The 26,185-nt window shown below is 41.5% G+C and carries 29 protein-coding genes, 2 pseudogenes and 2 riboswitches; of the genes and pseudogenes, 8 read left to right on the top strand and 23 right to left on the bottom strand.

Translation table 11 applies throughout. The features are described from left to right. The first annotated feature begins 106 nt into the window (after positions 1–106). Together ABD006_RS16655 and ABD006_RS16650 are read left to right on the top strand one after the other, a co-directional pair. The gene (locus tag ABD006_RS16655) at positions 107–799 is read left to right on the top strand and encodes a Dph6-related ATP pyrophosphatase (protein WP_343843533.1); all 693 of its coding nucleotides are present in this window, start codon (positions 107–109) and stop codon (positions 797–799) included. A gap of 91 nt (positions 800–890) precedes the next feature. Continuing rightward, positions 891–1,595 (top strand): NAD-dependent protein deacylase, encoded by a 705-nt coding sequence (locus ABD006_RS16650; protein ID WP_343843670.1) that lies wholly within the window; start codon positions 891–893, stop codon positions 1,593–1,595. Between the two features lie 6 nt (positions 1,596–1,601). Here the strand turns inward: ABD006_RS16650 and ABD006_RS16645 are convergent, their stop codons facing one another. The 5 genes from ABD006_RS16645 to ABD006_RS16625 all read right to left on the bottom strand — a co-directional run bounded on the left by ABD006_RS16645 (position 1,602) and on the right by ABD006_RS16625 (position 6,119). Continuing rightward, positions 1,602–1,763, bottom strand: coding sequence for a hypothetical protein (locus ABD006_RS16645; RefSeq protein WP_343843530.1), 162 nt, complete (start codon positions 1,761–1,763; stop codon positions 1,602–1,604). Between the two features lie 221 nt (positions 1,764–1,984). Next, positions 1,985–3,577 (bottom strand): long-chain-fatty-acid--CoA ligase, encoded by a 1,593-nt coding sequence (locus ABD006_RS16640; RefSeq protein WP_343843527.1) that lies wholly within the window; start codon positions 3,575–3,577, stop codon positions 1,985–1,987. 32 nt (positions 3,578–3,609) lie between these two features. Next, positions 3,610–4,032, bottom strand: a complete 423-nt coding sequence (locus ABD006_RS16635) for a hypothetical protein (protein ID WP_343843524.1) — start codon at positions 4,030–4,032, stop codon at positions 3,610–3,612. Between the two features lie 84 nt (positions 4,033–4,116). Then, the gene (locus tag ABD006_RS16630) at positions 4,117–5,814 is read right to left on the bottom strand and encodes a sodium:solute symporter family protein (protein ID WP_343843521.1); all 1,698 of its coding nucleotides are present in this window, start codon (positions 5,812–5,814) and stop codon (positions 4,117–4,119) included. Continuing rightward, positions 5,811–6,119, bottom strand: coding sequence for a DUF4212 domain-containing protein (locus ABD006_RS16625; RefSeq protein WP_343843518.1), 309 nt, complete (start codon positions 6,117–6,119; stop codon positions 5,811–5,813). Before ABD006_RS16625 ends, ABD006_RS16630 begins: the two co-directional genes overlap by 4 nt. 266 nt (positions 6,120–6,385) lie before the next feature. Between ABD006_RS16625 and ABD006_RS16620 the strand changes: the two are divergent. Next, positions 6,386–6,463 (top strand): annotated as a pseudogene (locus tag ABD006_RS16620) (YjcZ family sporulation protein); the annotation flags it as partial. Positions 6,464–6,668: 205 nt separating this feature from the next. Here ABD006_RS16620 and ABD006_RS16615 read toward each other — a convergent pair. The 4 genes from ABD006_RS16615 to hmpA form a co-directional block, all read right to left on the bottom strand. Then, positions 6,669–7,634, bottom strand: coding sequence for a bile acid:sodium symporter family protein (locus ABD006_RS16615; protein WP_343843515.1), 966 nt, complete (start codon positions 7,632–7,634; stop codon positions 6,669–6,671). A 182-nt stretch (positions 7,635–7,816) separates the two neighbouring features. Beyond that, complete coding sequence (locus ABD006_RS16610; protein ID WP_343843512.1) at positions 7,817–9,190, bottom strand: LLM class flavin-dependent oxidoreductase; 1,374 nt, start codon at positions 9,188–9,190, stop codon at positions 7,817–7,819. Between the two features lie 28 nt (positions 9,191–9,218). Continuing rightward, a complete protein-coding gene (gene ssuE / locus ABD006_RS16605; RefSeq protein WP_343843509.1) occupies positions 9,219–9,770 on the bottom strand; it encodes an NADPH-dependent FMN reductase in 552 nt (183 codons plus the stop codon). Positions 9,771–9,892: 122 nt separating this feature from the next. Continuing rightward, positions 9,893–9,998: riboswitch (SAM riboswitch) on the bottom strand. 151 nt (positions 9,999–10,149) lie between these two features. Continuing rightward, a complete protein-coding gene (hmpA, locus tag ABD006_RS16600) occupies positions 10,150–11,388 on the bottom strand; it encodes an NO-inducible flavohemoprotein (RefSeq protein WP_343843506.1) in 1,239 nt (412 codons plus the stop codon). Positions 11,389–11,526: 138 nt separating this feature from the next. Here hmpA and ABD006_RS16595 point away from each other — a divergent pair, with 138 nt between their 5' ends. The 4 genes and pseudogenes from ABD006_RS16595 to ABD006_RS16580 all read left to right on the top strand — a co-directional run bounded on the left by ABD006_RS16595 (position 11,527) and on the right by ABD006_RS16580 (position 13,989). Further along, positions 11,527–11,961: an Rrf2 family transcriptional regulator gene (locus tag ABD006_RS16595; RefSeq protein ID WP_343843503.1), complete on the top strand. Its 435-nt coding sequence runs from the start codon at positions 11,527–11,529 to the stop codon at positions 11,959–11,961. 81 nt (positions 11,962–12,042) lie between these two features. Further along, positions 12,043–12,251, top strand: a pseudogene (locus tag ABD006_RS16590) (rhodanese-like domain-containing protein); the annotation flags it as partial. Positions 12,252–12,496: 245 nt separating this feature from the next. Further along, positions 12,497–13,225, top strand: a complete 729-nt coding sequence (locus ABD006_RS16585) for an ABC transporter ATP-binding protein (RefSeq protein WP_343843667.1) — start codon at positions 12,497–12,499, stop codon at positions 13,223–13,225. After that, complete coding sequence (locus tag ABD006_RS16580; protein ID WP_343843500.1) at positions 13,222–13,989, top strand: ABC transporter permease; 768 nt, start codon at positions 13,222–13,224, stop codon at positions 13,987–13,989. Before ABD006_RS16585 ends, ABD006_RS16580 begins: the two co-directional genes overlap by 4 nt. Positions 13,990–14,487: 498 nt before the next feature. Here the strand turns inward: ABD006_RS16580 and ABD006_RS16575 are convergent, their stop codons facing one another. From ABD006_RS16575 to ABD006_RS16525, 11 genes are all read right to left on the bottom strand, one after another. Next, positions 14,488–14,847, bottom strand: coding sequence for a rhodanese-like domain-containing protein (locus ABD006_RS16575; protein ID WP_343843498.1), 360 nt, complete (start codon positions 14,845–14,847; stop codon positions 14,488–14,490). A gap of 24 nt (positions 14,848–14,871) precedes the next feature. Next, positions 14,872–15,654: a sulfite exporter TauE/SafE family protein gene (locus tag ABD006_RS16570; RefSeq protein ID WP_343843496.1), complete on the bottom strand. Its 783-nt coding sequence runs from the start codon at positions 15,652–15,654 to the stop codon at positions 14,872–14,874. Positions 15,655–16,005: 351 nt separating this feature from the next. After that, positions 16,006–16,233, bottom strand: coding sequence for a sulfurtransferase TusA family protein (locus tag ABD006_RS16565; RefSeq protein ID WP_343843493.1), 228 nt, complete (start codon positions 16,231–16,233; stop codon positions 16,006–16,008). 18 nt (positions 16,234–16,251) lie between these two features. Then, complete coding sequence (locus ABD006_RS16560) at positions 16,252–17,382, bottom strand: MBL fold metallo-hydrolase (protein ID WP_343843491.1); 1,131 nt, start codon at positions 17,380–17,382, stop codon at positions 16,252–16,254. Between the two features lie 17 nt (positions 17,383–17,399). After that, positions 17,400–17,798 carry a DsrE/DsrF/DrsH-like family protein gene (locus ABD006_RS16555; protein ID WP_343843488.1) on the bottom strand — a complete coding sequence of 133 codons (399 nt, stop codon included), beginning with the start codon at positions 17,796–17,798 and terminating at the stop codon, positions 17,400–17,402. A gap of 20 nt (positions 17,799–17,818) precedes the next feature. Beyond that, on the bottom strand, positions 17,819–18,394 hold the full coding sequence (locus tag ABD006_RS16550) for a sulfurtransferase TusA family protein (RefSeq protein WP_343843486.1): 576 nt from the start codon (positions 18,392–18,394) through the stop codon (positions 17,819–17,821). Positions 18,395–18,410: 16 nt separating this feature from the next. Further along, entirely contained in the window at positions 18,411–18,707 is a 297-nt protein-coding gene (locus ABD006_RS16545) for a rhodanese-like domain-containing protein (RefSeq protein ID WP_343843483.1), read from the bottom strand. A gap of 346 nt (positions 18,708–19,053) precedes the next feature. After that, positions 19,054–19,314, bottom strand: coding sequence for a metal-sensitive transcriptional regulator (locus tag ABD006_RS16540; protein ID WP_343843480.1), 261 nt, complete (start codon positions 19,312–19,314; stop codon positions 19,054–19,056). Positions 19,315–19,537: 223 nt separating this feature from the next. Beyond that, positions 19,538–19,984 (bottom strand): hypothetical protein, encoded by a 447-nt coding sequence (locus ABD006_RS16535; protein ID WP_343843477.1) that lies wholly within the window; start codon positions 19,982–19,984, stop codon positions 19,538–19,540. A gap of 375 nt (positions 19,985–20,359) precedes the next feature. Beyond that, a complete protein-coding gene (locus tag ABD006_RS16530) occupies positions 20,360–21,364 on the bottom strand; it encodes a WxL protein peptidoglycan domain-containing protein (protein WP_343843475.1) in 1,005 nt (334 codons plus the stop codon). 111 nt (positions 21,365–21,475) lie between these two features. Then, positions 21,476–22,075, bottom strand: coding sequence for a WxL domain-containing protein (locus ABD006_RS16525; RefSeq protein WP_343843472.1), 600 nt, complete (start codon positions 22,073–22,075; stop codon positions 21,476–21,478). 522 nt (positions 22,076–22,597) lie between these two features. Between ABD006_RS16525 and ABD006_RS16520 the strand changes: the two genes are divergently transcribed. Then, the gene (locus ABD006_RS16520) at positions 22,598–23,500 is read left to right on the top strand and encodes a patatin-like phospholipase family protein (protein ID WP_343843470.1); all 903 of its coding nucleotides are present in this window, start codon (positions 22,598–22,600) and stop codon (positions 23,498–23,500) included. Positions 23,501–23,679: 179 nt separating this feature from the next. Here ABD006_RS16520 and thiE read toward each other — a convergent pair whose 3' ends face one another. The 3 genes from thiE to thiM are packed head-to-tail and all read right to left on the bottom strand — an operon-like array spanning position 23,680 to position 25,935. Next, complete coding sequence (gene thiE, locus ABD006_RS16515; RefSeq protein ID WP_343843467.1) at positions 23,680–24,324, bottom strand: thiamine phosphate synthase; 645 nt, start codon at positions 24,322–24,324, stop codon at positions 23,680–23,682. Beyond that, positions 24,321–25,133, bottom strand: a complete 813-nt coding sequence (thiD, locus tag ABD006_RS16510; protein ID WP_343843464.1) for a bifunctional hydroxymethylpyrimidine kinase/phosphomethylpyrimidine kinase — start codon at positions 25,131–25,133, stop codon at positions 24,321–24,323. Before thiD ends, thiE begins: the two co-directional genes overlap by 4 nt. Continuing rightward, positions 25,120–25,935: a hydroxyethylthiazole kinase gene (gene thiM, locus ABD006_RS16505; RefSeq protein ID WP_343843461.1), complete on the bottom strand. Its 816-nt coding sequence runs from the start codon at positions 25,933–25,935 to the stop codon at positions 25,120–25,122. The genes thiD and thiM overlap by 14 nt, the downstream gene beginning before the upstream one ends. A gap of 91 nt (positions 25,936–26,026) precedes the next feature. Further along, positions 26,027–26,138, bottom strand: a riboswitch (TPP riboswitch). Positions 26,139–26,185 lie beyond the last annotated feature (47 nt).

The raw sequence follows: 26,185 nt of genomic DNA, 5'->3' as shown, positions 1-26,185 counted from the left end.
TGAATTCCGCTTTCTCCCGCTCCTTTTTTCCTTCCTTCCTACTTTTTACCTCTTATAAAATTAATCTATTAAAAAAACATCATTTGTGCCTTTTGAGGTGAATACTTTGAAAAAGAAAATCGCAATATCCTTCAGTGGTGGCAAGGACTCTATCCTTGCCTTAAATAGAATCATAGCATCTAATGAGTGGGATGTATGCTGCCTTGTTACGACCATTACAGAGGACAATGAACGCACCACCATGCATGGAGTCCGGGAAGCCCTGCTGGATGAACAGGCCTCTGCATTAAACATCCCTCTGCAAAAGGTTTACATCCCGAAAAATTGTTCAAATGACACATATGAAAAAATAATGAGCAGGATGATACAGGAGCTTATCATGGATGATGTAACACATATGATGTTTGGAGATATTCGACTTGAAGATATTAGAAAATACAGGGAAACCATGCTGAAGGATACTACCATCCAGCCTGTCTTTCCTATTTGGGGAGAAGATACTCGGCGATTAATCAATGAATTTCTTAATGAAGGCTATCAAACGATAGTCACCTGTACAGATGGACAACAGCTTGATTCAGCATTTACAGGAAGAGTGATCAACCGCTCATTTTTGAACGACCTTCCGTCACACGTGGATCCATGCGGCGAAAATGGTGAATTTCACACATTTGTATTTGATGGTCCACTCTTCAAGCACAAAATTCGCTTTCGCCCTGATGAAACATTAACCGTCCAAAAGGATTTGTTTAGTGGCAGGGACCGATTTTACTATGCAGACCTGGTGCCATGTATTTAAGTTTATGCCATTTGAACAGACCTCCCTTTTATATTAGGATATTTTTGTACCCTTATAAAAAACACTATATGAAAAAGGTGGGTAAAGCATGATTTTAAAAGAATGGCTGCAGGAATCCAGGTATACAGTCGTTTTTACAGGAGCAGGGATGTCAACAGAAAGTGGACTGCCTGATTTTCGTTCCTCCAGCGGGCTGTGGAAGCAAAAGGATCCAAGCCAAATCGCCAACACAAATGCCCTGAATGACAACGTGGAAGAGTTTATTGAGTTTTATCGGCAGCGGGTTCTTGGAGTAAAGGAATATCATCCGCATAAAGGACATTACATACTGGCTGAGTGGGAACAGCAGGGAAAGGTAAAGTCCATTATTACCCAAAATGTTGATGGATTTCATCAGGAGGCAGGCTCCACCCAGGTTGCTGAATTGCATGGAACTCTTCAAAAGCTCCATTGTCAATCCTGTGGCAGAGAATACAGCAGTGAGGAATATGTTGCCGAGGATTACTATTGTGTTGCATGCGAGGGAATTTTACGCCCTTCCATTGTTCTGTTTGGTGAGTCATTACCTCAGGAGGCGTTTCAGTTCGCCTATGAGGAAGCTGAAAAAGCGGAACTATTTATCGTTCTGGGCTCCTCTCTTTCTGTCACCCCGGCGAATCAATTTCCTTTAATCGCTAAAGATCACGGAGCAAAATTAGTGATTGTTAATCGGGATGAAACACCATTTGATTCCTATGCCGATCTGGTGATTCATGATAAAAAAATCGGTGAGGTTCTGGAAGAGCTTCATACGTAACCTCCTTCAGCCTTTGCGGAAAGCTCTTCTTTCCGCGTAAGGTACGCATTTAAAACAGACAAATACCTTTTCCCCCTCATCATTATAATAAATCGCAGGCTGCTCAGCTTTGTTTTTACAGATCGCACATGTTTTCGGTTTAAACAAACCTTTTAGCTTATTCCACATAAGGATCCTCCTTTTCCTTCCTCTTATTCTATCAAACCATAAAGAACACTGTTAATGATTCGCTGTTGTTTATATTTGGATGCTGAACCAGCGAATCATTGTAATATAAAGTTCAACTAACCATCAGTGGGGGTATTACAGACAGTTAATGCGTGATAAAAAGATGTTCCCTGTTCAATAGGAAACACCTTTTCATCGTATACCTGTATAGCTTTCGCTGCTTAATTCACCTTTTTATCCCCTTCCCAGTGCATTTCACGCAGGCGGTATTTTTGCAATTTTCCAGTCGCTGTTTTTGGCAAAGATTCGACAAACTGTACTTTTTTCGGGGCTTTGAAATGGGCCATATTTTCTCTGCAGTAAGTAATGATGTCATCTTCTGTAACATCTGCTTCCGGCTGTAAGACGACCATTGCCTTTGGGACCTCTCCCCACTTTTCATGCGGAATAGCAATCACTGCTGCTTCCCGTACTTCAGGATGCTTATAGAGAACCCCTTCAACTTCCGTGGAGGAAATGTTTTCCCCTCCCGAAATAATCATATCCTTTGCCCGATCCCGGATTTCAATATACCCATCCGGATGAGTGACGGCCAGATCGCCTGTATGAAACCAGCCATCTTTCAACGCTTCTTTCGTTTTTTCAGGGTTCTTGTAATAGCCTTCCATCACCACATTTCCCCTGGTGACAATTTCACCGAGCTCCTGTCCGTCCCATTTCACTTCCTCTCCATCCTGTCGTATCACCTTTGTTTCACCATTAAAGGCAAGCTCAATGCCCTGTCTTGCCTTAATCACTGCCTGTTCATCAGGAGTTTTAGTGTCAAATTCCTTTTTCCATTCGCAATATAAAATAAAGGGTGAGGTTTCTGTCAGGCCATACACATGAATCATGTTTAGGCCAAGTATCTCCTGGGCTTTATGAATTAATGCAGCTGCCGGCGGTGCACCGGCTGTAGCCATACGAGGCTTTGTCGGAATGTTCGCCTCCTTAGCTTTTGGCTCATTCACCAGCACATTAATAACGGTCGGAGCTCCACACAGCAAGGTAATGTGTTCTTTTTCAAACAACTCTAAAATGTAAGGCGGATCAACCTTGCGCAGAAACACATGTGTAGCACCCGCTCCGGTTATCGCCCAGACACCTCCCCACCCGTTTGCATGAAACATTGGGAGGGTATGAAGGTATACATCCTCATTCTTCACATCAAGATGATACATAAAATTCGCGGCATTGATATAATTGGCCCGATGTGTAAGCATCACACCCTTAGGCTTGGAAGTGGTACCGCTTGTATAGTTTACCGTCAGCAGCTGATTTTCATCGATGTCCACTTCCGGAAGTGTTGCATCTGAAGGAATTTCACTTATAAACGCTTCATAATCGGTTCCATTTAAGGAGGTGTGAAAGCCTTCTACCGAGACAATAATGATTTTCTCCAAAGAAAGGCTGGAAACAATCTGTTCAATCGGACCGGAAAATTCCTCATCTACAATTAACATCCTTGCATCACTGTGCTGAATAATGTACTCCAAATCCTCTGCCGACAGACGGTAATTCAACGGGACCATCGCAGCTCCCAGCTGACTGATTCCATAAAAGCACTCAAGCATATAATGAGTATTCGGAAGCATGACCGCCACATGATCTCCTTTTTGAATACCAGCTTGATGCAAGGCTTTGGATAATTGATCCGTACGTTCGGTAAATTCCCGATACGTAAATGTTTTCCTGTCATCAATCACCGCAATTTTTTCCGGATAATACTTCACGGCTCTTCTTTTCCAATCCAGTGGAGTTAATGAGGTTTTCATATCGATCTGCTCCTTTCTATGAATCTATCAGCCTATGACTGGGCTGTTTCACGTATGAAGTGACCTGAACCCAGCCAGGCAGACAGGGCAAAAATAAGGTAGAGTGCTTGGGTGGCATATTGCCCCTGAAGCAGTAATTGCATCCCTATCCCAATTCCTAATGCGGGTATCATAATCAGAAGGGTACGTGCAATTCGTTCAAAGCCTTTTTTATCAGGCAAGGGCCAGATTCTTGAGAAAAGCACGCCTATAGCTACACCTGTGGCGACAACAATTAAGATTTGCAGAATCACCACAGGGGTTGGAAAGGGCCAGCCTGACATATAATGTCCAATTAAATAAAATAATTCCACAAACAAGGTAATTCCGAGCACCTTTTTAACGGCCAGAATGTTCAGATGTGGGTGAAACAGATAAAATGCTATTAAAATGGTCAGAAAAAATAGAATGAGCATGATTATATCCTCCTTTCTTTCAAAATGTTAAAAAAGGCAGAGTCTATTCCTCCCCTGCAAAACAGGAAAAGGAATAGACTCTTTTTACTTTTCACCTGATTCCGATACTTTTGGTACCCGAATCTCCTCAACCATATCTGAAATCTCTTTTGGTGGGGCCTGCGTCATTCTGGAGATGACAAAAGAAACAACAAAGTTTAAAATCGCTCCGACCACTCCAATTCCGAGTGCATCGATCCCTAAGAAGCTATCCAAAATCTGAGTTTCCGTACCAAATACCTGAACGGATCTCATCAGTAAAATCATGGTAAGGGTAAAGGATAAACCAATGGCTATCCCCCATGTGGCCCCTTCCCGGTTCATGCGTTTATCAAATATTCCAAGTAATATCGCCGGGAACAGACTGGCAGCCCCTAAACCAAAGGCAAATGCCACCACTTCTCCTACAAACCCGGGTGGATTTATACCGAAATAGCCCGCAACGATAACGGCCAGGAAAATCATAATCCGTCCGATTTTCAGCCGCTGCTTTTCACTTGCTTGCGGTCTGAAAATCCGGTAGTACAAGTCATGTGAAACCGCACTGGACATGGCCAGAAGCAAACCTGAGGCTGTCGACAAGGCTGCAGCCAGACCACCGGCGGCGACCAGTGCAATAATAAATGGAGATAGTTCAGCTACTTCCGGGGTAGATAATACAATGATATCCGGGTCTATCGTTACCTCATTTGCTGGTGAGCCCTCTTCTGTAAAGTTCAGCATTCCGTCTCCATTTTTATCATTTAAGCCCAACAGACCGGTTTCTTCCCACTTGCTTACCCAGCTAATATCACGAACCTCAGTTATGGGCGCATCATTAAAAGTGTTAATTAAATTGTATTTAGCAAACACCCCTATGGCTGGTGCAACTGTATAAAGCAGGGCAATAAAGATTAACGCCCATCCGGCAGACCAGCGCGCGGAACGAACGTCTTTAACCGTGTAGAATCGGACAATGACGTGAGGAAGCCCCGCCGTACCCAGCATAAGTGCAAGTGTTACAGCAAACACATTCAGCCCAGACATATTCTGGAAGGGAGCCAGGTATTCATCCATACCAAGTTCAACCTGAAGTGTACTTAATCGTTCAGCAATATCGGAGAATGTTAAGCCTAATTGAGGAACAGGAATACCTGTTAATTGCAGGGAAATAGCAGCTGCTGGAATAATAATGGCTATAATTAAAACAAAGTATTGAATAACCTGTGTCCAAGTAATTCCTTTCATACCACCCAGTACAGCGAAGAAAGCAACAATCGCCATTCCGATGATGACACCGATTGTAATATCCACCTGTAAATAGCGGCTGAATACAATTCCTACACCACGCATTTGTCCGGCTACATAGGTTAATGAAATGAAAATCGTAGCTATTGCGGCAACCGCTCTCGTTTTATTGGAATAATATCGGTCCCCAATAAAATCAGGAACAGTATAACGGCCAAACTTCCTTAAGTATGGTGCCAATAACAGGGCAAGCAGTACATATCCACCTGTCCACCCCATTAAATAGATCGTTCCATCATACCCTAAGAATGAAATAAGGCCAGCCATGGAAATAAAGGATGCTGCTGACATCCAATCAGCTGCGATTGCAGCCCCATTAGCTACAGCAGGGATCTCTTTACCGGCAACAAAAAAGCTGCTTGTGTCTTTAACCTTTGCCCACCAGCCGATGTAAATGTAAATCGCAAAAGTTATTAGAACCAGGGTCAGGGTAATGACTTCCACATCTAAATTCATGACTCATCCCCCTTTGAATCCTTCTTTTCGGTAAGGATGACTTCTTCCACACCGTATTTCTTGTCAAGTCGGTCCATTCGAATAGCATAGGTAAAGACCAGGAAAATAAACACAACAATAGACCCTTGATGGGCAAACCAAAAAGATAATGGCACATCAAAGAAGTAAACATTGCTTAGCGGCTCGGCCAGGATGATGGCTGCAACAAGTGAAACGGAAGCCCAAATGATAAGTAAAGTCACAATTAATCGTATGTTCTTTTTCCAATACTCCCGCTGTTTCTGACTTAGCTGCTTATCACTCATTCCATTTCCCTCCTTATTCAGATTTTCTTCAGTTAATCATTCATTTAAGTACGTACTGATTTGTCCACCCCCTTTGTGTACTATAGTTATTTGGTTTGATTCATGAATATTCTTAAAAATGCAATCGTTTTCATAATTATTGTAAGTTTTTTACTTATAAACCTGTGACAAATGCGGAATAAGACTCCTTCTTAGTCCAGGTATCTATACAACAAACATCATGTGAACATAGGATATCGTAACTGGTGCAAAGGAGGTGTTTTTGAGTGAGTCAAGGAGGCTATGGAACTGGCTTTGCGTTAATTGTTGTTCTCTTTATTCTCCTGATCATCGTCGGTGCCAGTGGCTATGGCGGTGGATACGGAAGCTATGGTAACGGCGGTGGTTATGGGTATGGAGGCTTTGGAGGTGGATGGTGGTAAACCATTCCACTCTAAAGAGTCATCCTTCCTGATGGGACCAGAAAAAGGTCTGTAATTCCCTTCACTACAAAAAATGAGGATCGCCTATCCATCAGGACGATCCTCATTGATTTAAAATACAATTTATTTAGCCTGGTACTTCAGTCTTACGTTCAGACAAAGATTCCTCCTCACTCTTCTTCCCCCACCATGTGGCCAGGATTGGTCCGGAAATGTTATGCCACACGCTGAACAGAGCACTTGGGACCGCTGCAATAGGAGCAAAATGTAACTGCGCGAGTGTAGCACCAAGTCCTGAGTTTTGCATGCCAACTTCAATGGAAACGGCTTTTTGATCACTGAAGTCAAGTTTTAGCAATTTACCCAGCAAGTAACCAATCATAAGCCCAAGAACATTGTGCAGGACGACGATGCTGAAGATTAACAGCCCTGTAGTTACAATGGCTTCTGTATTGACTGCGACGACAGCAGATGCCACGGCAACAATACCAATAACTGAAACGAGCGGGAGCACGGCAATGCTTTTTTCCACTTGTCTGGAAAATAGAAGGCGTACAATAATTCCTAAAACAATGGGTACGAGGACGATTTGAACAATGGAAATGAACATGTCCATAAACGACACAGGCAGCCATTGACTGGCAAATAGCAATGTCAGTGCCGGAGTAAGGATTGGTGCCAGCAACGTAGAAACGGCGGTTACCGAAACGGACAGAGCTGTATTTCCCTTTGCCAGAAAGGTCATGACGTTCGAAGCTGTTCCACCCGGACAACAGCCTACTAAAATAATTCCTGCTGCTACCTCAGCCGGAACCTGAAACGCTGATGCAAGTCCGAATGCAAGCAGTGGCATAATTGTATATTGACCCAGAACCGCAAATAATACACTTTTTGGAGCCTTCAGGACACCTTTAAAATCCTCCAATTTCAGCGTCAGGCCCATACCAAACATAATGATTCCCAGTAATAAAGCAATGTGCGGGGCAATCCACGTAAACCCTTCTGGAAAAAAGAAACTTATTATACCGAAAAGAATGACCCAAATCGCAAACGTATTCCCCGCAAATTGACTAATCCTCTCTAAAATCTTCAACTTATTCACCCCTTTTAAATATGTATTTTTATATAATATAGTAAATTTTTATACATTTCAATGTTATTAGAAAATTTAATAAAATATTGGTGGAATTTGATGTAGAATTCGCTTCTGTGTATCCGCTCTTCTCCATGATAAAAAGAGGATTCCCGCATGCAAGCACAGGAATCCTCCCACCTTTATACAAGTACAGATGTTGTATTTTTCCCTGGATGATGGGCTGGCAACTGATTGCCCTGATGAAAGATCCGATCACGAAAGGTCTCCCCTTTATATTCTTTCTGAACGAGTCCTCTTTCCTGTAAAATCGGAACCACATACTCCACAAAATCCTTAAACGTCCCAGGGGTGATCGCATACGCAATATTAAAGCCATCCACACCCGCTTCTCTCACCCACTCTTCCATCGTATCTGCAACCTGTTCCGGTGATCCAACCGTAAATGCCCCCATTCCACCGATGCCGATGAAGTTTTTGATTTCCTCAACGGTCCATTGCTTATCGGGATCAATTTTGGTAAAACTCTCGACCATAGATTGAATGGCATCATTTTCAATATATTCCAGCACCTGATCCGAATCGTATTCAGATAAATCAATTCCAGTCCATCCACCAAATAGTGCGAGGGCACCTTCGTGACTGATATGATCCTGGTACTCCCGGAATTTAGTCCAGGCTTCATCCTCTGTTTTACCGACAATCGGCGTAAACATCGGCAGGATTTTGACTTCTTCAGGAGCGCGCCCTGCTTCTTTCACCTCCCCTCTTATTCTTTCAACTGTTTTTTTGGCTGCTTTAAGGGTCGGGGCTCCTATAAAAACAAGCTCTGCATTCCTGGAAGCAAACGCTCTTCCTTTTTTCGATGCACCTGCCTGATATAACACGGGAGTCCGCTGCGGTGAAGGTTCACTTAAATGAGCACCCGGCACCTGAAAATATTTTCCCTGATGGTGGATATCATGAACTTTATCAGGATCTGCAAACACGCCTTCTTCTTTATCAAGACGGACTGCCTCATCCTCCCAGCTTGCCTCCCAAAGCTTATAACACACCTGCAAAAAATCCCCTGCAATATCATACCGTTCGTCGTGTTTAATCTGATTTTCCATTCCCATATTCACCGCTGCACTTCTTAAATACGAGGTCACAATGTTCCAGCCCACACGTCCATTTGTCAGATGATCTAAGGTAGACATTTTCCTGGCAAAAGGATAGGGATGTTCATGAGTGACCGATGCCGTAACCGCAAAACCTAAATGCTCTGTGACAGCTGCCATTAAAGGAACCACAAGCATCGGATCATTGACCGGTGTTTGTGCGCCCTGTCGAACCGCAGCATCCCGTGAGCCCTGATAAACGTCATACGGACCGAGGACATCGGCCAGAAAGACACCGTCAAATCTCCCTCTTTCCAATAACTTGGCAAGTTCGATCCAGTATTCCTTATCCTTATACCGGTGGGATTCATCATCAGGATGAGTCCAGAGTCCAGGTGACTGATGACCAGCACAGCTCATGTCAAACGCATTTAAATAGATACGTTTATTCATCATAAAATCCTCCTGTTTTTTCAGTTTTCCCCTATGAAGAATAGGCCGTAATAGTCGTATCCCGCTTGATAATTTCAACAAAATAGTTTAATTGTTTTTTCGACCGCAACAGGATCTCCTCATCTACAATCGGGAGCTCCTGATACTTATTAATCTGATGATCTAAAAAATAAAGCCCTTTTAGGTTATGTGCTTTTAAAGTTGCCAAAACAGGCTTTAAACTGTATTCCAGCGCTAACAGATGTCCGGCACTGCCCCCTGTCATTACCGGCAGAACAGGGGTGGATTGAAAGACATCCTGTGGCAGCAGGTCCAACAGAGCTTTTAAAACACCGGAGTAGGCCCCCTTATAGACCGGCGAACCCACAATGACGCCTTTTGCATTTTGAATGAGTGCTGTGAGCTGCTGAATATCAACGCTGTCATATCGACCCTGAAACAGATCTTCCGAAGAAAAATCACGAACCGAAACAGAGGAAACTGAGAAATTTTCCTGTTCCAGTAACTGTCCTAAGTAGCTCACAACCCTATCTGAACGTGAAGGGTTAGAAGGACTGCCTGATAATAAAACAATTTTACTCATGTGCTCTTTCACCCTTTCCTGAAGTCGTTAGTTTTCGAATTCTGTTATAAGTCAATGCATCTTACCATTAGAAAACCCCCTTTTCTCTGAATGGAGAAAAGAGGGTGTATGTGCACGATCCACTCTTATCTCCCGAGATGAAACTCGCTGGATTTAGCACCTTTCTGACCATGTCAGAGGTTGCTGAAGCTTCACAGGGCCAGGTCCCTCCACTTCTCTGGATAAGAATTTATTTAATTTTAACTAACAGTTTATTGCAATAATTCAGATAAGTCAAGTAGGAATTCAGAAATTCTTTTAAAAGAATCTCTGCTTTTGTAAACCAAAAAAACGCTGAGACAAATCAGTCATTTGTCCCAGCGCTTATATAATGACATGATTAATTTGTAATATCAGTCTGAGGGCCGAAGATTTCAAAATGTATGTCCTCTTCAGACACTTCATACTGAGTAAGACTTTGGTAAATAGCCTTCATAAACCCTTTAGGTCCGCAGAAATAAAAGGCAGCATCATTGGTAGGAACAACAGATTTCAACCACTCATAATCCACATAACCCTTTTTATCATATTTGCCTTCATCTTCCTCTTCAGGACTATCATAGACAAAATAGGTGGTTACCTGTTTATAATCCCGATCAATGGAACGTACACGATCTCTCATCGCATGGAATTTACCGGATCTTGCTGCGTGTATAAAAATAACTTCGCGTTCCGGCTGCCATTCTACTACACTTTCCAGCATACTCATCATTGGTGTCAAACCGACGCCACCACTAAGAAGAACAAGCGGGCGCTGATCATCTGTATCAAGAACAAAATCACCTGAAGGAGCACTAATCGGAATGATATCTCCTTCTTCTACATGATCGTGTAAATAGTTTGATACCACGCCATCCGGATTTTCATCAAGAGCTTCTTCCCTTTTGACACTGATACGATAAACCCCTTCATTAGGAGCAATCGATAAACTGTACTGACGACGGTGGGTATAAGCTTCTCCCTCAATGTCAGCTTTTACTGTTATATATTGTCCAGGTTTAAAAGGTGGGAATGGATGGTTATCTGCAGGCTCCAGATAGAAGGATGTAATCACATCACTCTCTTTCACCTTTTGCTTCACTTTAAAGTTTCGGAAGCCGGTCCATCCACCAGGCTGATTCTCATCCTCCTGATACATTTGATCTTCAATGGAAATAAATACATTGGCAATCTCGCCATAAGCCTTTTCCCAGGCAGCAAGCACCTCATCCGTAGCTACTTCTTCCCCTAATACTTCCCGAATCGCCATTAACAGGTTTTCACCCACAATAGGATAATGCTCAGGTTTTATATTTAAACTTTTGTGCTTATGGGCAACAGGCTGAACAGCCGGCAAAATTTCTTCCAGATTATCAATATGTAGTGCAGCTGCATATACCATGTTTGCTAATGCTTTCGATTGGTCGCCTTTTCGTTGATTGGTCTGATTAAAAATATTTTTTAATTCAGGGTGATTTTCAAACATTCGCTCATAAAAACGCTTTGTAATTTCTGTTCCTCGTTCTTCTAATACAGGAACCGTTGATTTAACAATTTCCTTCGTTTGCTTATCTAATCCTGTTGCCGTTTCTGTATTCAATCAAAGCACTCCCCTTTTCAAAAAAGATGTATTTTGAATAAACCTTTTATTTTATTATTAATATAAGCACTATCTCAATAGGGTTAAGCCGGATTTGTGTTACAATATTGTGAAGCAATTAAATAAGGAGAATCATGTATGCAGCTCAAAAAGTACACCGATTATGCCCTGCGAGTCCTCATTTTCTGTGCAGCCAAAGAAGAAAATGAGTTATCAAGTATAAAAGAAATCTCTCAGACTTTTCATATATCCGATCATCATCTTAGAAAAATTGTCTATGAATTAAATAAGATAGAATTACTGGAAACGGTTCGGGGTCGTAACGGTGGAATCCGCCTGGCCAAACCAGCAAATGAAATCAATGTTGGAACGGTCGTACGCTATATGGAAAATGACTTCGCCTTACTTGAATGCTTTGACAAAGGAGCCGATCACTGTGTCATATCGCCGGCATGTAAGCTTAAGCATACCCTGCATGAGGCAATGAGGGCATTCTGGGAGGTCCTGCAGCAATATACCGTTCAGGACTTGGTTGTAAATGACAGTGAACTGCGTAAGTTAATGAATATTTAACAAAGAGGTTTCCTTGTTTCAGCAAACTTTTTTATGAGCCTGTCAAAACATCATTTATTTCATAGGCTCTTTTCGTTGCTGGAGAATGGTTATATTAATGGAGCCATGAACATCCCACTCGATGAATTACGTAATCGTCTGGATGAGCTGTCAAAAGATGAAACCCTTTATGTAAACTGTCAGGTTGGACTTCGTGATACGTAGCAACGCAAATTCTACAAAATAACGGCTTCCAGGCGAAAAACCTTGATGGTGGCTGGAAAACGTATTCCTCCGTATATAGTAAGTAAGTTCATTAAGTTCATTTCATTCGTGGTTTTCCTTTATCCTTTTCACGAATGAACCTGTAATACCAGGCAGGGTAAAGATATTGTCCCCTGCCTTTTCTATACATAGTAAATAACAAAAACTCTATCAGTCGAAAGCCCCCGGGATTTTGTTCAGGTCTGAGCAATCATCTTGAATACAGGAATAGCATTCCATAAAATAAGGAAAGAATAATGAAAAATAAACCTCTAAAGTGAGTGATGAATCCATGTCCGCGGATAATACGGCTATACGATTTGAACAAGTGAATTACTCTGATGATGGATTACATATTTTAAAAGACATCACCGGATCATTCCCTGAAGGAAAAATCACTACGTTAGTCGGGCCGTCCGGTGCTGGTAAGTCCACATTATTCACGCTATGTAACGGACTGAAATCACCGGATAATGGAGATATCTATATTTTGGACCGGCATATAAAAAACTACAACCCTGTTCATCTGCGTCAAAAGGTTGGCATCGCCCTGCAAAGTGCACCGATGATTAAAGGGAATGCTTATGATAATCTGAATTTACCCTTAGAACTGCAGGAACAGCAATTGTCTGAAGATCGGGCAAAGGAGTTACTCAAATTAGTCGGTCTGCCCGAGGATTATTTACATCGGAATACAAAGGATCTATCAGGCGGACAGCAGCAGAAGCTTTCCATCGCCCGAACCCTTGTCAATCAGCCGGAGATTTTACTGCTTGATGAAATCACGTCATCACTTGACCGTGTATCCCAGGAAGATATTGAAAAACTGATCGCGAGAATTAATGAAGTTTACCATACCACCATTATCTGGATCACTCATAACTTGCAGCAGGCCCTGGATGTTGGTCATTATACATGGGTGATGATGGAGGGCAAGGTCGTTGAAACCGGCCCCAGCGATTTACTCAATCACCCCCGTAATTCTGCTGTACAGCACTTTGTAAAGGGGGAAATTGAATGACTTACTTAACTTTATCGATTACGCTCATTTTTGTTGTCATTCCCCTTTTATTATCAAAAACCTTTAACCTGGGGCTGGAGAAAGATACAATCATCGCCGCCATTCGATCCATCATTCAATTGCTGGCGGTTGGATATGTGCTTCAATTTGTTTTTGATTCTGAGCATATGATCTATATTTTGCTCATGATTGCTCTTATGATTACAGCAGCTACACACAATGCCCAGAGAAAAGGTGCTTCTATTAAAGGAATCATCTGGAAGCTTGTCGTCACATTTATTTTCATTGAACTATTAACCCAGGGCATTTTATTGGGGCTGGATATAACCCCGGCAACGGCTCAATACATCATTCCTATTAGCGGAATGGTGATTGGAAACTCCATGGTGCTGGCGATCCTGTTTTTAAATCGTTTCACGTCTGAGATCACTAACCAGCAGGATCAGACCGAGCTGATCTTATCTTTGGGTGGAACGCCTAAACAAGCCATTCACAGGCAGCTGGTAACATCCATAAAAGCTAGTACCATTCCAACCATTGAAAGCCAGAAAACCATCGGCCTCGTCCAATTGCCCGGAATGATGAGCGGTCAGATTATCGCCGGGGCCGATCCCGTTCAGGCCGTCATGTTTCAGCTGCTTATCTTATTCCTTCTGCTAACCACGGCGGTTGTCACAAGTATTCTGCTTGGATATTTATCCTATCCAACCTTATTTAATGATCGGATGCAGTTTCTGGACGATCATCTGGAAGCGGACAATTAAAAATGAAAGCCCAACCTCTTGCTGGGGTTGGGCTTTTTGTTTGAATGAAGTTAAACTGATAGATGAGCATTTTTGACAGATAAACATCTCATTTTGACGGATAACTGCCTGGAATTGACATGGTTGTAAGAAAAACGACGGATACCCCGGTGGCAAATGGATAAAACGTGTAAATTGACCGATAAACATCTCACACATACGGATATCCATCACAAACAGACCGATATAATCCTTATACTGACTTATAAAAAAAACCAAGCGACAGATAAATCCCAGCAACAACCAAGCCCTAACGTATAAATTTCAATCCAGACGTGAATCATGTGCAAAATGACCGATAAAACCCGTAATCTGATTGATAAATCAGCCAATCAGATTGAATCCGTCCCACCAGCCCTCATGAAATCCAGCACGCCACCCTCTGCTCCGCCTCAAAACCATAAAAAAATAACCCCAAGCTCTAAGTTACTTGGAGTTAGCGAGTGATTCATTCGGTTATTATACCCAGGCACCCATACCGCCTTTAACATTGCTAATCTTATTGAAACCTTTTTTCTTAAGCATTTTAGCGGCTTTCATACTTCTCATTCCGCTTTGACAAACCACAACCACTTCTTTATCAGGATCAAGTTCACTCACTCGACCTGAAAGCTGCTGCAGTGGAATATTTTTAAATGGCTTTTTATGATTGGCCTTATATTCGCCAGGCGTACGAACATCAACAAATTGAACATTTTTATCCTTAAATTTATCCTTCGCCTGCTGTGAAGCAATATTGGTAATTCCTTTCACAGGCATAAAACGATTAATCAAAAGAAACGCTAATAAGATGAGTAATATCCATTGAATCATATCCATAATTCCTCTCCCTTTAATATTCGATTAGAAAAAGTCAGCCCAGATTTTAATCGCTGTTCCGAGAATAAGTACAGCTAAAATCCCCTGCAGAACTTTTGTGTTCATTTTTTGACCCGCTTTTGCACCGAGTGGTGAAGCGATAAGGCTTGCGATAATCATAATAATAGCAGGGATAAACAGGATCTGGCCTGTTAAAATTTTACCAGCTGTGGAACCAATTGATGAGATAAAGGTAATCGCTAATGAAGAGGCAATGGTCATTCTCGTTGGGATTTTAAAAACCACAAGCATGATTGGCACAAGAATAAATGCCCCAGCCGCTCCAACAATACCGGCTCCTACACCTACAATAAATGCGGCTCCTGCAGCTAACCACTTATTAAAGGTCACCTCATCCAGAGGAATATCATCGACACCTTTTTTCGGAATAAACATCATAATGGCTGCAACCGTAGCAAGGATTCCATAGACAAAGTTAATTCCGTCCTGACTCATAAATTGAGAGCCATATCCACCGATAAAACTCCCGATTAAAATACTTACACCCATATAAATAATGAGCTGTTTGTTTAAATAGCCGCCTTTTCGATAGGCCCATACACCAGCAATCATAGCAAACAATACCTGAATCGCACTTATTCCTGAAACCTCATGTGCTGTAAAGGCTGCAAATCCGAGCAATCCAGGAATATATAAAAGCATTGGATATTTAATAATGGACCCACCAATTCCTACCATTCCGGATAAAAAGGAACCGGCAAAGCCAATTAAAAATAGGGTAATCATGAAGAGTATACTGTATTCCATCGTCTGCCCCCTATCTCCTATTTCAATTGTTATCAGTAATGATACCTATTTCAATATTGAGAATCACCGCTTATTTTTAGTTTTGAGAAAGAGATTTTATAAAACCACGTATTAGCGGAGGAAATATACGTAGACTCCTGTGGGAGGAAGGCCTAGGTGAGACCCCGCAGTGCGATAGCACGAGGAGGCTCACCAGCCGCCCACGGCAAAGAAGACACTACGAAAATGACCAAAGGGAGTTTGAGTAGATGTCGCACTTGTGCCCTTGGGTGAAAGCGAAGTATATTTCCGCAGCGGCTATAATGCACCTTCTATAATTGCTATTTAGCATTAATATCTTCCCAAAACCTATTAACCTTTTTTAATCCAGAACTTCAGAACATCATCTTCTTCGGTACTATCAACAATTTCATGACTGCCGGACTTAGCCCATGCGGTCAGATCATTTTTAGCACCTTTATCTGTCGCATGAACCTCTAAAATTTCCCCAGCCTCCAATTCTTCAATCGCCTTTTTCGTTTTAACGATTGGCATTGGACAGGATAGACCTTTTGCATCTAATACTTTTGCTGCTTCCATTGTTTCTCCTCCTATCATTTAGCCTTCAACGGCACAACGGTTTGGTCCCGTCTCCATTTCTTTTTGTCTTTCTAATTCAGGACTGATTTTACCCATATTGGTTTTTCGAATATCTTCATAGTCATTAGGCTGTGGCGGCAGATTTTCTGTCACCATCTTACGGAATTCTTCTTCATCATCCACGTTTAAGCCTGAATTTTGATCATACAGATCGCCTAGTCTTGCGGATACCTGACCACCTTCACCAAGTTCTTCCGCAAAGGAGTAGTGAGCAGGAAGAACAATTAAGTCATCGGATAGTTCTTTGTAACGTGAATATAGGGTTTCACGAAGATCGCCCACCCAATCATCTGCAAGTCCTGCAAGGTCCGGACGACCAATAGATCTCACGAATAGAATATCTCCAGTCAGAAGGTACTGATCATCAATAATGAAAGATGTACTTCCCATTGTATGACCTGGAGAATATAACGGCTGAACCTTCACAGTTGTATTTCCAACTGTAATATCGTTTCCTTCTTCAAGTGGTGTGTAGTCAAAGGTTACTTCCGTTGCGTCCTTAGGTGGAAGATAATAGGTTGCACCTGCGTTATCCGCCAGCTTACGGCCACCTGAAATATGGTCTGCGTGCAGGTGGGTATCCAGAACATGCTTGATTTCCACACCTTTTTCCTTCGCGAAGTTTTCATAAATATCCGTCATACGGTTGGAATCAATGATGGCCGCTTCGCCATTCGATTCTACAAAGTAGGATAGGCAGCCCTTACCAAGACGAACAAATTGGTATAGAGCACCTCCATCGTTTAAATCAGCAATCTTGACTGGTTCTAAGTGTTCACTCCAGGCCTTCATTCCGCCCTCAAGACTGTATACATTTGTAAATCCTTCTTCTTCCATCATATCGGCAACCATTTCAGAAGAGCCACCCTTAGCACATAGGACAATGATTTCCTGATCTTTATCCAATTTGTCAGCAACAGGTTCCACTCCATCTAATAAATTGAAATAGGGTTCATTGATTACCTCTACGTTGCCGCCTTCTACTTTCCAATTATCAAATTCATCGGTATTTCGCACATCCAAAATCATCGTTTTTTCATGATTTGCGATTTTTTGGGCAAGTTCTTTCGTTGTGATTGATTTTGACAATTCCATTTCCCCCTTTTTTAGAATGTAAGTGTCATGTCAGCATCTTTAGCGAAATCAATAAATGAAGCTGCTCCGCCTACTTCTACACCATCGACAAATTGATCCTTATCAAGGTTCATAACGTCCATCGTCATTTGACAGCCTATCATTTTAACGTTCATTTCCTGCGCCATGCTCACTAGTTCTTCAATGGAAGGTACATTGGCATTTTTGAATCCTTCCTGGAAGTGTTCTTTTCCTTCAGGTAATGGAAGGTTCTTGTGTGCATCCTTGTGAATTAAATTCAGACCTTCAAATGTGAAGAATATTCCTACCTCTGCGTCAGAAGCTGCTCCTACAGATGCAATATTAAATACCTTATAAGCGTCGAAAAGTCCTCCGTTTGCTGCAATAATCGCGATTTTTGTGTTTGCCATAATAAATCTCCTCCTAAATATTAGTCTTGATTTTTTTCAGTTGGGCCTTCCCAGCTGGACATGCCCGGTACTACATTTTTCACGGATTTAAAACCTTTTTCTGCAAGCTTCTGTGCTGCCAGATCACTGCGATTCCCTGTACGGCAGATGATGTGCAGGTCCTCTTCAGGATCCATTTCATCGATATGTTCCTCAAGCTGATCCAATGGGATGTTTTTAGCTCCCGGAATATGACCAAAAGCATATTCAGCAGGCTCCCGAACATCGATGATTGAAATTTTTTCATCACCTTCTACCTTTTGGCGAAGATTTTCCAAATCCACTACATCTTCATGCTTTGTTTCTTCTTTCGATTCAGACTCACTGGCCTTCCGAATGTAGTGTTTAAGTACATCGCCTTCTTCAGTAGTTCCGAGGTAATGATGACCTGTATTATCTGCCCATGCCTTCATATCGGCAGTGGAGCCTTTATCCGTAGCCTGAACTTCAATGACTTGGCCAGGCCCAAGATTCGTAATCGCCTTTTTCGTTTTCACAATCGGCATCGGGCATGATAATCCTGTTGCATCTAAGGTTTCATTTGCTTGTATAGTCATTTATGAACCTCCTTAATTATTCCGTTTCATCTTCCCAGGCAAGCATTCCGCCGCTCATATTTGTTACATCAAAGCCTTCAGATTTCAAAATTTCACAGGCTCTGCCACTTCTGCCTCCAGAACGACAGACCATGTAGTAATGTTCATTTTTATCCAGCTCATTTAAACGATCTGGAATTTGACCCAGCGGAATATGTTTTGCACCAGGGATTTTTCCTTGTGCAACCTCATCATCTTCACGAACATCAATAACATTGACGTCCTCATCTGATCTTAATTTTTTTGCCAGTTCCTTTGGTTGAATTTCCTTCATGTTGATAACCTCCATACTCTATTAGTTTCATATACCCCTATTTCCAACATGGTTGATGGGACTAATGCACATCCAATTGTATAATACATATACAGGTAGGGGTATTTGTAACTCTATAAAAAATAGGGTTAACATCTTTTGTTTACCCTGTAAGAAAGGGTAATATACTGATTTTAAAATGTCAACCCATCTATTTATCACGTATTAACTGGCCGTAATCCCCCACTTAGTCTTGAGGGTAACCCAGCAAGGCTAAGTGGGGGATAAACGGTCAGTAAATTCCTGATAAGTTCAACTAACCATCAGTGAGGGATGAGAACCCCCCCCCACTGATGGAAGTCTCACTTTATCTGCTTTTTACAAGCAGGTTTACAGCTTCCTTTATAAGATCCTCAGAATTCTCTTCGCTATCTTTTTCCTCCCGAATACACTGCTCAAGATTCTTACTGACTATTAATGCAGCTGTTCGGTCAAGGGCATTTCTAACCGCGGACATTTGCGTCACAACATCCCGGCATTCTTTTTCTTCTTCCATCATTTTTAATAATCCCCGGACTTGTCCTTCAATTCGTTTCATCCGGTTCTTTGTCTGTGTGTCATATTCCACTGATATTTCCCCTTTCCAATCTTCAGCACGTTTCTATAATGAACGAAGGGATGCATCCTTTAATTATTCAAGTTTCTAATATTATCATACAAAATCAACAACCATTTGCCAATCCCTGCTTCATCAATGGATTGAAAAACAGTGTACGAACATCATATACCCCCGTCAGTATTCTGTCAACACCGTGATATTCTCTTTCCTGTATCAAAAAGCACTCTAGAATTCACTGCTTCCACGCCACCTTTTCTGTATAAACAGGAAGAAAAAACATACGTCCGATGGTATATAATATCCAGAAGAAAATATTCATTTTCCTTCTCCCTCTCACCAGCGCTAAAAGAGTCATAATAACCGTTAAAACTGCCAAGACAAACTGGCGATTGACCTTATAAAATCTGAGCAGTCGCTTCATAAATTGGCGAAGTTTGATCTGAATCGGTATAGGAACATTAAACGTCAATAGAAAGCAGATAGTTGTAAAAATCGAGAGTATAGTAGTTAATAACGGCCTTCGAAGTATCAGCAGACTAAACGTATACATTTTCGCATAGATCATCATCGACCAGCCAAAGTTCCAGCCATGATCAAAATAAATCATTTTCAGCTTATTACCGACCCATTCCACCATCAGGGATTGTATGGATTTTTTTGCAATATATATCCCTTTCATAAAAAGGTTTCCAGGAACACGGGCCAAAAAATACAGAACCATTAAAGGATTAATCAAAAATATATGGATTTTCCGAAGTGTCCCCGTACTTAAATATTTGTCTTTTAAATCCCACAACAGGTAATTTTTGCACAGAAAATAATATAGCCCATTAAATATGGTCACATAAATAAGGCTGGGATACACCTTTCCTAAGCAACGCCAGCTTCTTGCTTTTATATTTAAATATAGCAGCCATGAGATAAGCAAAAAATGCAAGGAGATCACTTCTTTCAAAAATTGTACTGATATAACTAAATGGAAATTCCTGCAATTAGTATCTCCCTGATTTCTGGTTATTATGTTAAAAAGTGGTCCATTCCATCGACACCAACTTTAATCTGCTCTTCTCCTTCCTATCCATACGCCGAGAAATACGAATATAACCGCTAAAAGTAGTCCAAGAACTATAATTACCCACATAGGTATAGAAAAAGTATTCGTTTCTTCTTCATCAGCATCTATGCTTTCTTCCATTTTTTCTGATTCTTTCCGATTGATGACAAGCTCCTTTTCATCGGTTATTTTTTTCCCATCATATACAGCTTCCAGAAATAATGTGTATTCCCCAGGTCCTAATGGAGAGCGATCCCACTTAATTGGAACGGCGGCCGACGTATTAGGTACCAAGCCGAATGATTCCATACCTCCATCTAATAAAACTTCTCCACTTGCAGCCTCAAGTCTGTAGGTAACACTAATATCTCTGACGATTCCTGTTGTGGGGTTCTGCATTTCAATAAGAAGCTCCGTACCACCTGCCGGGTAATCAAAGCGTACATCCCCAAAGGAAAAATCCGTTTCTGGTACTTGGTTAAAATCAATCTCTATCGGGATGGTATAGGTAAATTGATGTTTAATCACCACATTCGTCTCATTCTCTGTCATAGTCTGTGTATTGTCGGCTTGATCTATGGTTGAAACCTGTATGGCCCCTAACCATTGTCCCTCATGAACCCCTGATAAATCCACGGTAAAGGGTACAGATTTCGTCTCGTTAGCCTTCATGTCCACTTCTTTCTGCTGAAGATGCTTCTTCATGGACAATGACTTATTTAGCAGCTGATGTCTTTCTGTATCTTGTTCGTTGTACTGAATCCCCGTTGATTTCGCCGGGTTCGAATATGCATTTAGAGGGGTAAGTAATACAGTAACAGGCTGATCCGTTTGATTGGATACCTGAACCTGGAGCTGCACCCGTCTCCCTTCATTAAGCTCTAAATGATAATAACCCTTCACTCCCTGCTTCTGCTGATCAGGCAAAATCGGCTCTACCGTGATTGGGGCAGAATCGGCCTGAGCAACAATGGGAAAAATAATCATAAATATAAAAATAATCATGAATATTTGCCGCTTCAAACTCATCACCTCATCTAAGATAGCTTTCCCAAAAAAATAAAAACAACCATGATTTCTCATGGTTGTTTAAAGGGATACTTAAAATATTCAATTTTACAGACTTGGACCTGATGCCTGCAGGTTCCAGTTAATCGTTGTTGTATACGTACCTTTATAAGTTGTTCCAGGATTCAAGGATAACTTTAAAGCATCCGTATTAAAATTCAGGTCATACGTACCCATTCCATAATCAGGTAGGGCTTCTACTAAATCAACCTTTGAAGAATCACTATTATCTAAAGTATGAGTTCCTGCGTTTACCGCTACATTCTCAACAGATGATCCTGAATTTACTGCAGCTGTCAAGTTTGACTGATCTAATGTTAGAGACAGAGATTCAAATGGAAGTGGTTTCCCAAGAGTATCGGCTGTGTTATCCGTTAATTGAGCAGCTGATGCCTGAAGAATCCACCCAGCACCTGTGCCTCGAGCATCTTTAAGGGTTAATGGAGAAGTAAAAGTTGTAGTTAGTTCATCGGTTGTTCCTGTTAACGTTTTTGTATCAAAGGATGCTGTCGCAGGTAAGCTTGTCACATCCAAGCTTCCACTATCTAATTGTGTACTCGTTTCTGTGGTTGCTGCAAACACTGAATTTCCAAAAGCCAAAATACCAACCATCACAACTGGAGCTAATTTTTTAAATTTATTAAGCATTGAATTTCCTCCTAAAATATTATTTTGTGAAAAAATAATATGAAAGACTTCAATACTTGCAATCGATGTTCGTAGGCAGCCAGGAGGCATAGTTCACACTTACCTTAGTCTCACCAGCTTTACGAACTTACATTTCTGCAAGTCAGCCTCGCTTATTTTCTCTCACAAATTGATTATATGACGATTTTAGTAGAAAAGATAGCGGGAATGGATGGTAAACGAGGGCTATACTGGGGAAATTAGCAGACAGGGACCAGGCTCTGCCCCATTGACTTATGGTCGCCACTTCCTGTTTTGATTTACGTATAAGTCAATTTGTATAATTCCGTCATAATTTAGCATTCCTTACATTGAATGAAGTATATGGGTTTTTCATTTTACGAAATCAGAATATTACTTCAAAAATATCCAATAATCATATTTATGAGCAAAAGGCCCTGAACTAGAGTATTTCCTGTAATTTTGATAGACTAATAGAGACTGACATTTTTTCATTAATTTTGGAATAAGGAAGTGTGCGCTTTGGAACATCATACTGGACTTATGCTAGAAGGTGGAGGCATGAGATGTGCCTATACAGTTGGGGTGCTGGACTTTTTTATGGATAAAAACATCGAATTTCCCTATGTAGCTACTGCATCAGCAGGAGCTTTAATCGGAAGCTCATACATAACCGGACAAAGAGATCGCAATTATAAAATTCTGAAGGAGTTAGGAAAAAATCCTGAGTCCATTTCTTTTAAACGCATGTTCCAAAAGAGAGAATTATTTAATATGGAGTATATATTTGATAAAGTCCCCAACAAGATTGTACCTTTGGATTTTGAGGCCTTTACCCAGGCAAAATCACAATTTATTATTGGAACCACAGACATTAATACAGGAAAGCCTTTATATTATGATTCATTTAATGAGAAAGAGGATTTATTTACAATTATTCGAGCTTCCTGTTCACTGCCTGTTCTCTCCCAAAGTGTCCATTATGAAGGATTGGATCTTATGGATGGCGGGGTATCAAACCCTATTCCTATTCAACCTCTCATCGATCGTGGCATGAAAAAACATGTTGTGATTCTTACAAGAAATAAAGGCTATACCAAAAAAGCTACAAAGCTGAATTGGCTATACAAACGTCTTTTTAAAGACAAACCTGAATTAAGAAATCTCTTACAGAATCGTCATATTCTTTACAATCAGACCATGCATCAGTTAAGAGAGATGGAGAAACAAAATAAGGTATTTATAATGCAGCCTGAAGCACCTCTGGCAGCCAGTCGTATTGAAAAGAGTCATCAAAAGCTTGAACAGCTTTACATCCAGGGGTATCAGGAAGCAGAAAAGAATGCAGAAGCCTTACAAGCCTTTCTTTCCTCAGCAGATGAAAAAAAATCTGTCCCTTATATTGAAGAAAATGTACCCTCTTAAACCCGGAACTCCTCCATCACTTTATAAGAAGAGGCTGGGACAAAAGTTTTTTCACTAAAGAAAAATCCGAATTATGATAGGTGTAGAAATCTACCGCTACGGAAATATACTTCGCTAGGGTAGCCTGTCATTTGGTTTATGACAAAGCGGAAGACTAATGTCCCAACCTCTTTAATTTTTTATCGAAGCTTTGTTTTAAGCTCCTCCGTTGCCTTTTGGATATTTTCAGCTCCTGCTATTGCTGATATGACAGATACACCATCTGCTCCCGCTTCAATAACCTCTTGCGCATTTGCTGATGTTATGCCGCCAATTCCCACAATGGGTACGTTTATTTCCTGATTACGGAAATGTTTAATCAACTCTGGGCCCTGAGCCTTCTTGGCATCAGCTTTGGATGCGGTTGGAAAAATCGGCCCTATTCCCAGATAATCTGCCCCATCATGAATGGCCTGGTGGGCTTCATCTATTGTATGGGCTGAGACACCTAAAATTTTATTCCCCATTCTCCTGCGAACAAACCTTGCCGCTTCATCATCCTGACCTACATGGACCCCATCTGCATCTAATTCAATCGCAAGTTCCACATCATCATTAACCATAAAGGGAATTTCTGCATCTGCACAAACCCTTTGGAGCTTTTCTGCCAGTCGGTATTTTTCCCTGTCTTTAAGTGCAGCTTCCCCTTTTTCACGATATTGAAAGAGTGTAATCCCTCCGTCGATCGCCTGTTTCAGCACATCGACAGGATCGCGATTCCCACAATTCGCACTTCCCATAATAAAATATAAGGATAGATGCTCTTCAATCTTCTGCTGTTTCATGGCTGCACACCTCTTATCTGCTGCTTATAGGCCCAATGATTGGTCGGACCGTGACCTGCTCCAATTTCTAAAGGATGTTCGATGGCTGCCCGAATAAATGATTTTGCCTGAATGACAGCTTTGTCTAAATCATTTCCTCTGGCAAGCTCTGCTGCTATAGCGGATGAGAACGTGCATCCCGTTCCGTGGGTATGCCGGGTATTGATTCTTGGGGATGTAAGCTCCAAAAAGGTTTCCCCATCATAAAATAAATCGGTAACTTCAGCAGTCTCTTCATGACCACCCTTCATCACAACCGATACGGCCCCTGATTCAATGATTTGTCGGGCTGCTTCCTTTTTGTCATCCAACGATTGAATTTTACGGTTGGTAATGATTTCAGCTTCCGGCAAATTTGGCGTAACAACAGCGGCTAAAGGAATCAGCCTATTGACCAATGTTTCCACGGCTTCATCCTGTAACAGCTTTGCACCGCCTTTGGCTACCATCACTGGATCAACAACAAGATTCGGGAATTGATACTCCATAATTTTTTCACTCACCGCTTCAATCACTTCGCTTGAATGAAGCATGCCTGTTTTTACAGCATTCGTTCCAAGATCCTGACCAATGGCATCGATTTGATCGTTGATTCCTTCAATGGAAACCGGATATACCCCCTGTACTCCTAACGTATTTTGAGCAGTTACTGCTGTTAATGCAGACATTCCATATACACCTAGTTCCTGGAATGTTTTCAAATCAGCCTGTATACCTGCTCCCCCTCCACTATCAGAACCCGCAATGGTTAAGGCTTTAGATACGTTCATGGTGTCCCTCCTCTGTCAGATGTTGTATTTTTGCTAAGGATTCATCACTCTCTGTAAGTTTAGCCAGTTCATTTAAGAATTCCATTTGAAAGCGTCCAGGTTCATTCCAGGCACATTTTTCAGCTGCTTTCTCTGCCGCAATTCCATAAAAAGAAACACCGGCAGTAGCAGTTCCGACAATATCCCCGTCAACAGCAAGGAATGCACCAAGAACAGATGATAATAAGCACCCTGTTCCGGTCACTTGAGTAAGCAGCGGGTCACCATTTAAAACGGTACAGGTTCCCTTCCCATCTGAAATTACATCTGTTTCCCCTGTAATCACCACTGTACATTCAAATAATTGGGCTGCCTTCTGTGCTAATTCAATCGTGTTGGCTTCGGTATCTCCTCCATCTACACCTTTCATCCTTATCTGTTCGCCTGCTATATTGGAAATTTCACCAGCATTCCCACGAACAAGGGTGACATCAATCTCTTCTAATATTCTTTTTGCTGTTTGGGTACGATATGTTGTTGCACCCGCACCAACAGGATCCAGCACAACTGGTACTCCATGATCGTTTGCGGATTTACCTGCAATCAGCATGGCATCGACCTGATCTTTCGTTAAGGTTCCAATATTTAATACCACGGATCCGGATATCCGGGCCATTTCTGCGACTTCCTCTTTTGCATAAGCCATAACTGGAGAAGCCCCCAGAGCATACAGACCATTAGCCGTAAAATTGGTCACCACAACATTTGTAATATTATGGACTAAAGGCTGTTTCTCTCTTAAACTTGTAAGCTTTTCAAACATTCCTTTTCCTCCTTAATATTCAGGGAGCCACGCGTAATTTTTATCCATAAAAAAAACAGGCCACTATGGACCTGGTTTGTCTGTCAGTATACTTATAAAGAAGCTACTTCCCTACGCTGGCATGATCCAGATCAGGTCCTGAGGGTCAAAAAGTCTTCACGCTTTTTTCTCAGCCTGCCACACAGGCTCCCCTAGTAGAATGTATTTGATTATATAGTTTCATTGTAAAACGTTCTTTGCGGGAAATCAA

Origin of the sequence: Salinibacillus aidingensis (assembly GCF_039522525.1) — a bacterium.
GTDB lineage: Bacteria > Bacillota > Bacilli > Bacillales > Alkalibacillaceae > Salinibacillus > Salinibacillus aidingensis.
This window is presented reverse-complemented; position numbering and strand designations above follow the sequence as displayed.

Bases quoted from the DNA above. Each gene is read 5' to 3' on its own strand.
- ABD006_RS16610 (WP_343843512.1), bottom strand. From the start codon at position 9,190: ATGATGAATAAACGTATCTATTTAAATGCGTTTGACATGAGCTGTGCT.
- thiD (WP_343843464.1), bottom strand. From the start codon at position 25,133: ATGAACGTATCTAAAGCCTTAACCATTGCGGGTTCTGATAGTGGAGGG.
- ABD006_RS16625 (WP_343843518.1), bottom strand. From the start codon at position 6,119: ATGAGTGATAAGCAGCTAAGTCAGAAACAGCGGGAGTATTGGAAAAAG.
- ABD006_RS16565 (WP_343843493.1), bottom strand. From the start codon at position 16,233: ATGGAAGCAGCAAAAGTATTAGATGCAAAAGGTCTATCCTGTCCAATG.
- ABD006_RS16530 (WP_343843475.1), bottom strand. From the start codon at position 21,364: ATGATTATTTTTATATTTATGATTATTTTTCCCATTGTTGCTCAGGCC.
- ABD006_RS16580 (WP_343843500.1), top strand. From the start codon at position 13,222: ATGACTTACTTAACTTTATCGATTACGCTCATTTTTGTTGTCATTCCC.
- ABD006_RS16635 (WP_343843524.1), bottom strand. From the start codon at position 4,032: ATGCTCATTCTATTTTTTCTGACCATTTTAATAGCATTTTATCTGTTT.
- ABD006_RS16555 (WP_343843488.1), bottom strand. From the start codon at position 17,798: ATGGCAAACACAAAAATCGCGATTATTGCAGCAAACGGAGGACTTTTC.
- ABD006_RS16550 (WP_343843486.1), bottom strand. From the start codon at position 18,394: ATGACTATACAAGCAAATGAAACCTTAGATGCAACAGGATTATCATGC.
- ABD006_RS16630 (WP_343843521.1), bottom strand. From the start codon at position 5,814: ATGAATTTAGATGTGGAAGTCATTACCCTGACCCTGGTTCTAATAACT.
- ABD006_RS16575 (WP_343843498.1), bottom strand. From the start codon at position 14,847: ATGGATATGATTCAATGGATATTACTCATCTTATTAGCGTTTCTTTTG.
- thiE (WP_343843467.1), bottom strand. From the start codon at position 24,324: ATGAAACAGCAGAAGATTGAAGAGCATCTATCCTTATATTTTATTATG.
- ABD006_RS16640 (WP_343843527.1), bottom strand. From the start codon at position 3,577: ATGAAAACCTCATTAACTCCACTGGATTGGAAAAGAAGAGCCGTGAAG.
- ABD006_RS16525 (WP_343843472.1), bottom strand. From the start codon at position 22,075: ATGCTTAATAAATTTAAAAAATTAGCTCCAGTTGTGATGGTTGGTATT.
- ABD006_RS16570 (WP_343843496.1), bottom strand. From the start codon at position 15,654: ATGGAATACAGTATACTCTTCATGATTACCCTATTTTTAATTGGCTTT.
- ABD006_RS16535 (WP_343843477.1), bottom strand. From the start codon at position 19,984: ATGAAAGGGATATATATTGCAAAAAAATCCATACAATCCCTGATGGTG.
- ABD006_RS16585 (WP_343843667.1), top strand. From the start codon at position 12,497: ATGTCCGCGGATAATACGGCTATACGATTTGAACAAGTGAATTACTCT.
- ABD006_RS16595 (WP_343843503.1), top strand. From the start codon at position 11,527: ATGCAGCTCAAAAAGTACACCGATTATGCCCTGCGAGTCCTCATTTTC.
- ABD006_RS16545 (WP_343843483.1), bottom strand. From the start codon at position 18,707: ATGAAGGAAATTCAACCAAAGGAACTGGCAAAAAAATTAAGATCAGAT.
- thiM (WP_343843461.1), bottom strand. From the start codon at position 25,935: ATGTTTGAAAAGCTTACAAGTTTAAGAGAGAAACAGCCTTTAGTCCAT.
- ABD006_RS16645 (WP_343843530.1), bottom strand. From the start codon at position 1,763: ATGTGGAATAAGCTAAAAGGTTTGTTTAAACCGAAAACATGTGCGATC.
- ssuE (WP_343843509.1), bottom strand. From the start codon at position 9,770: ATGAGTAAAATTGTTTTATTATCAGGCAGTCCTTCTAACCCTTCACGT.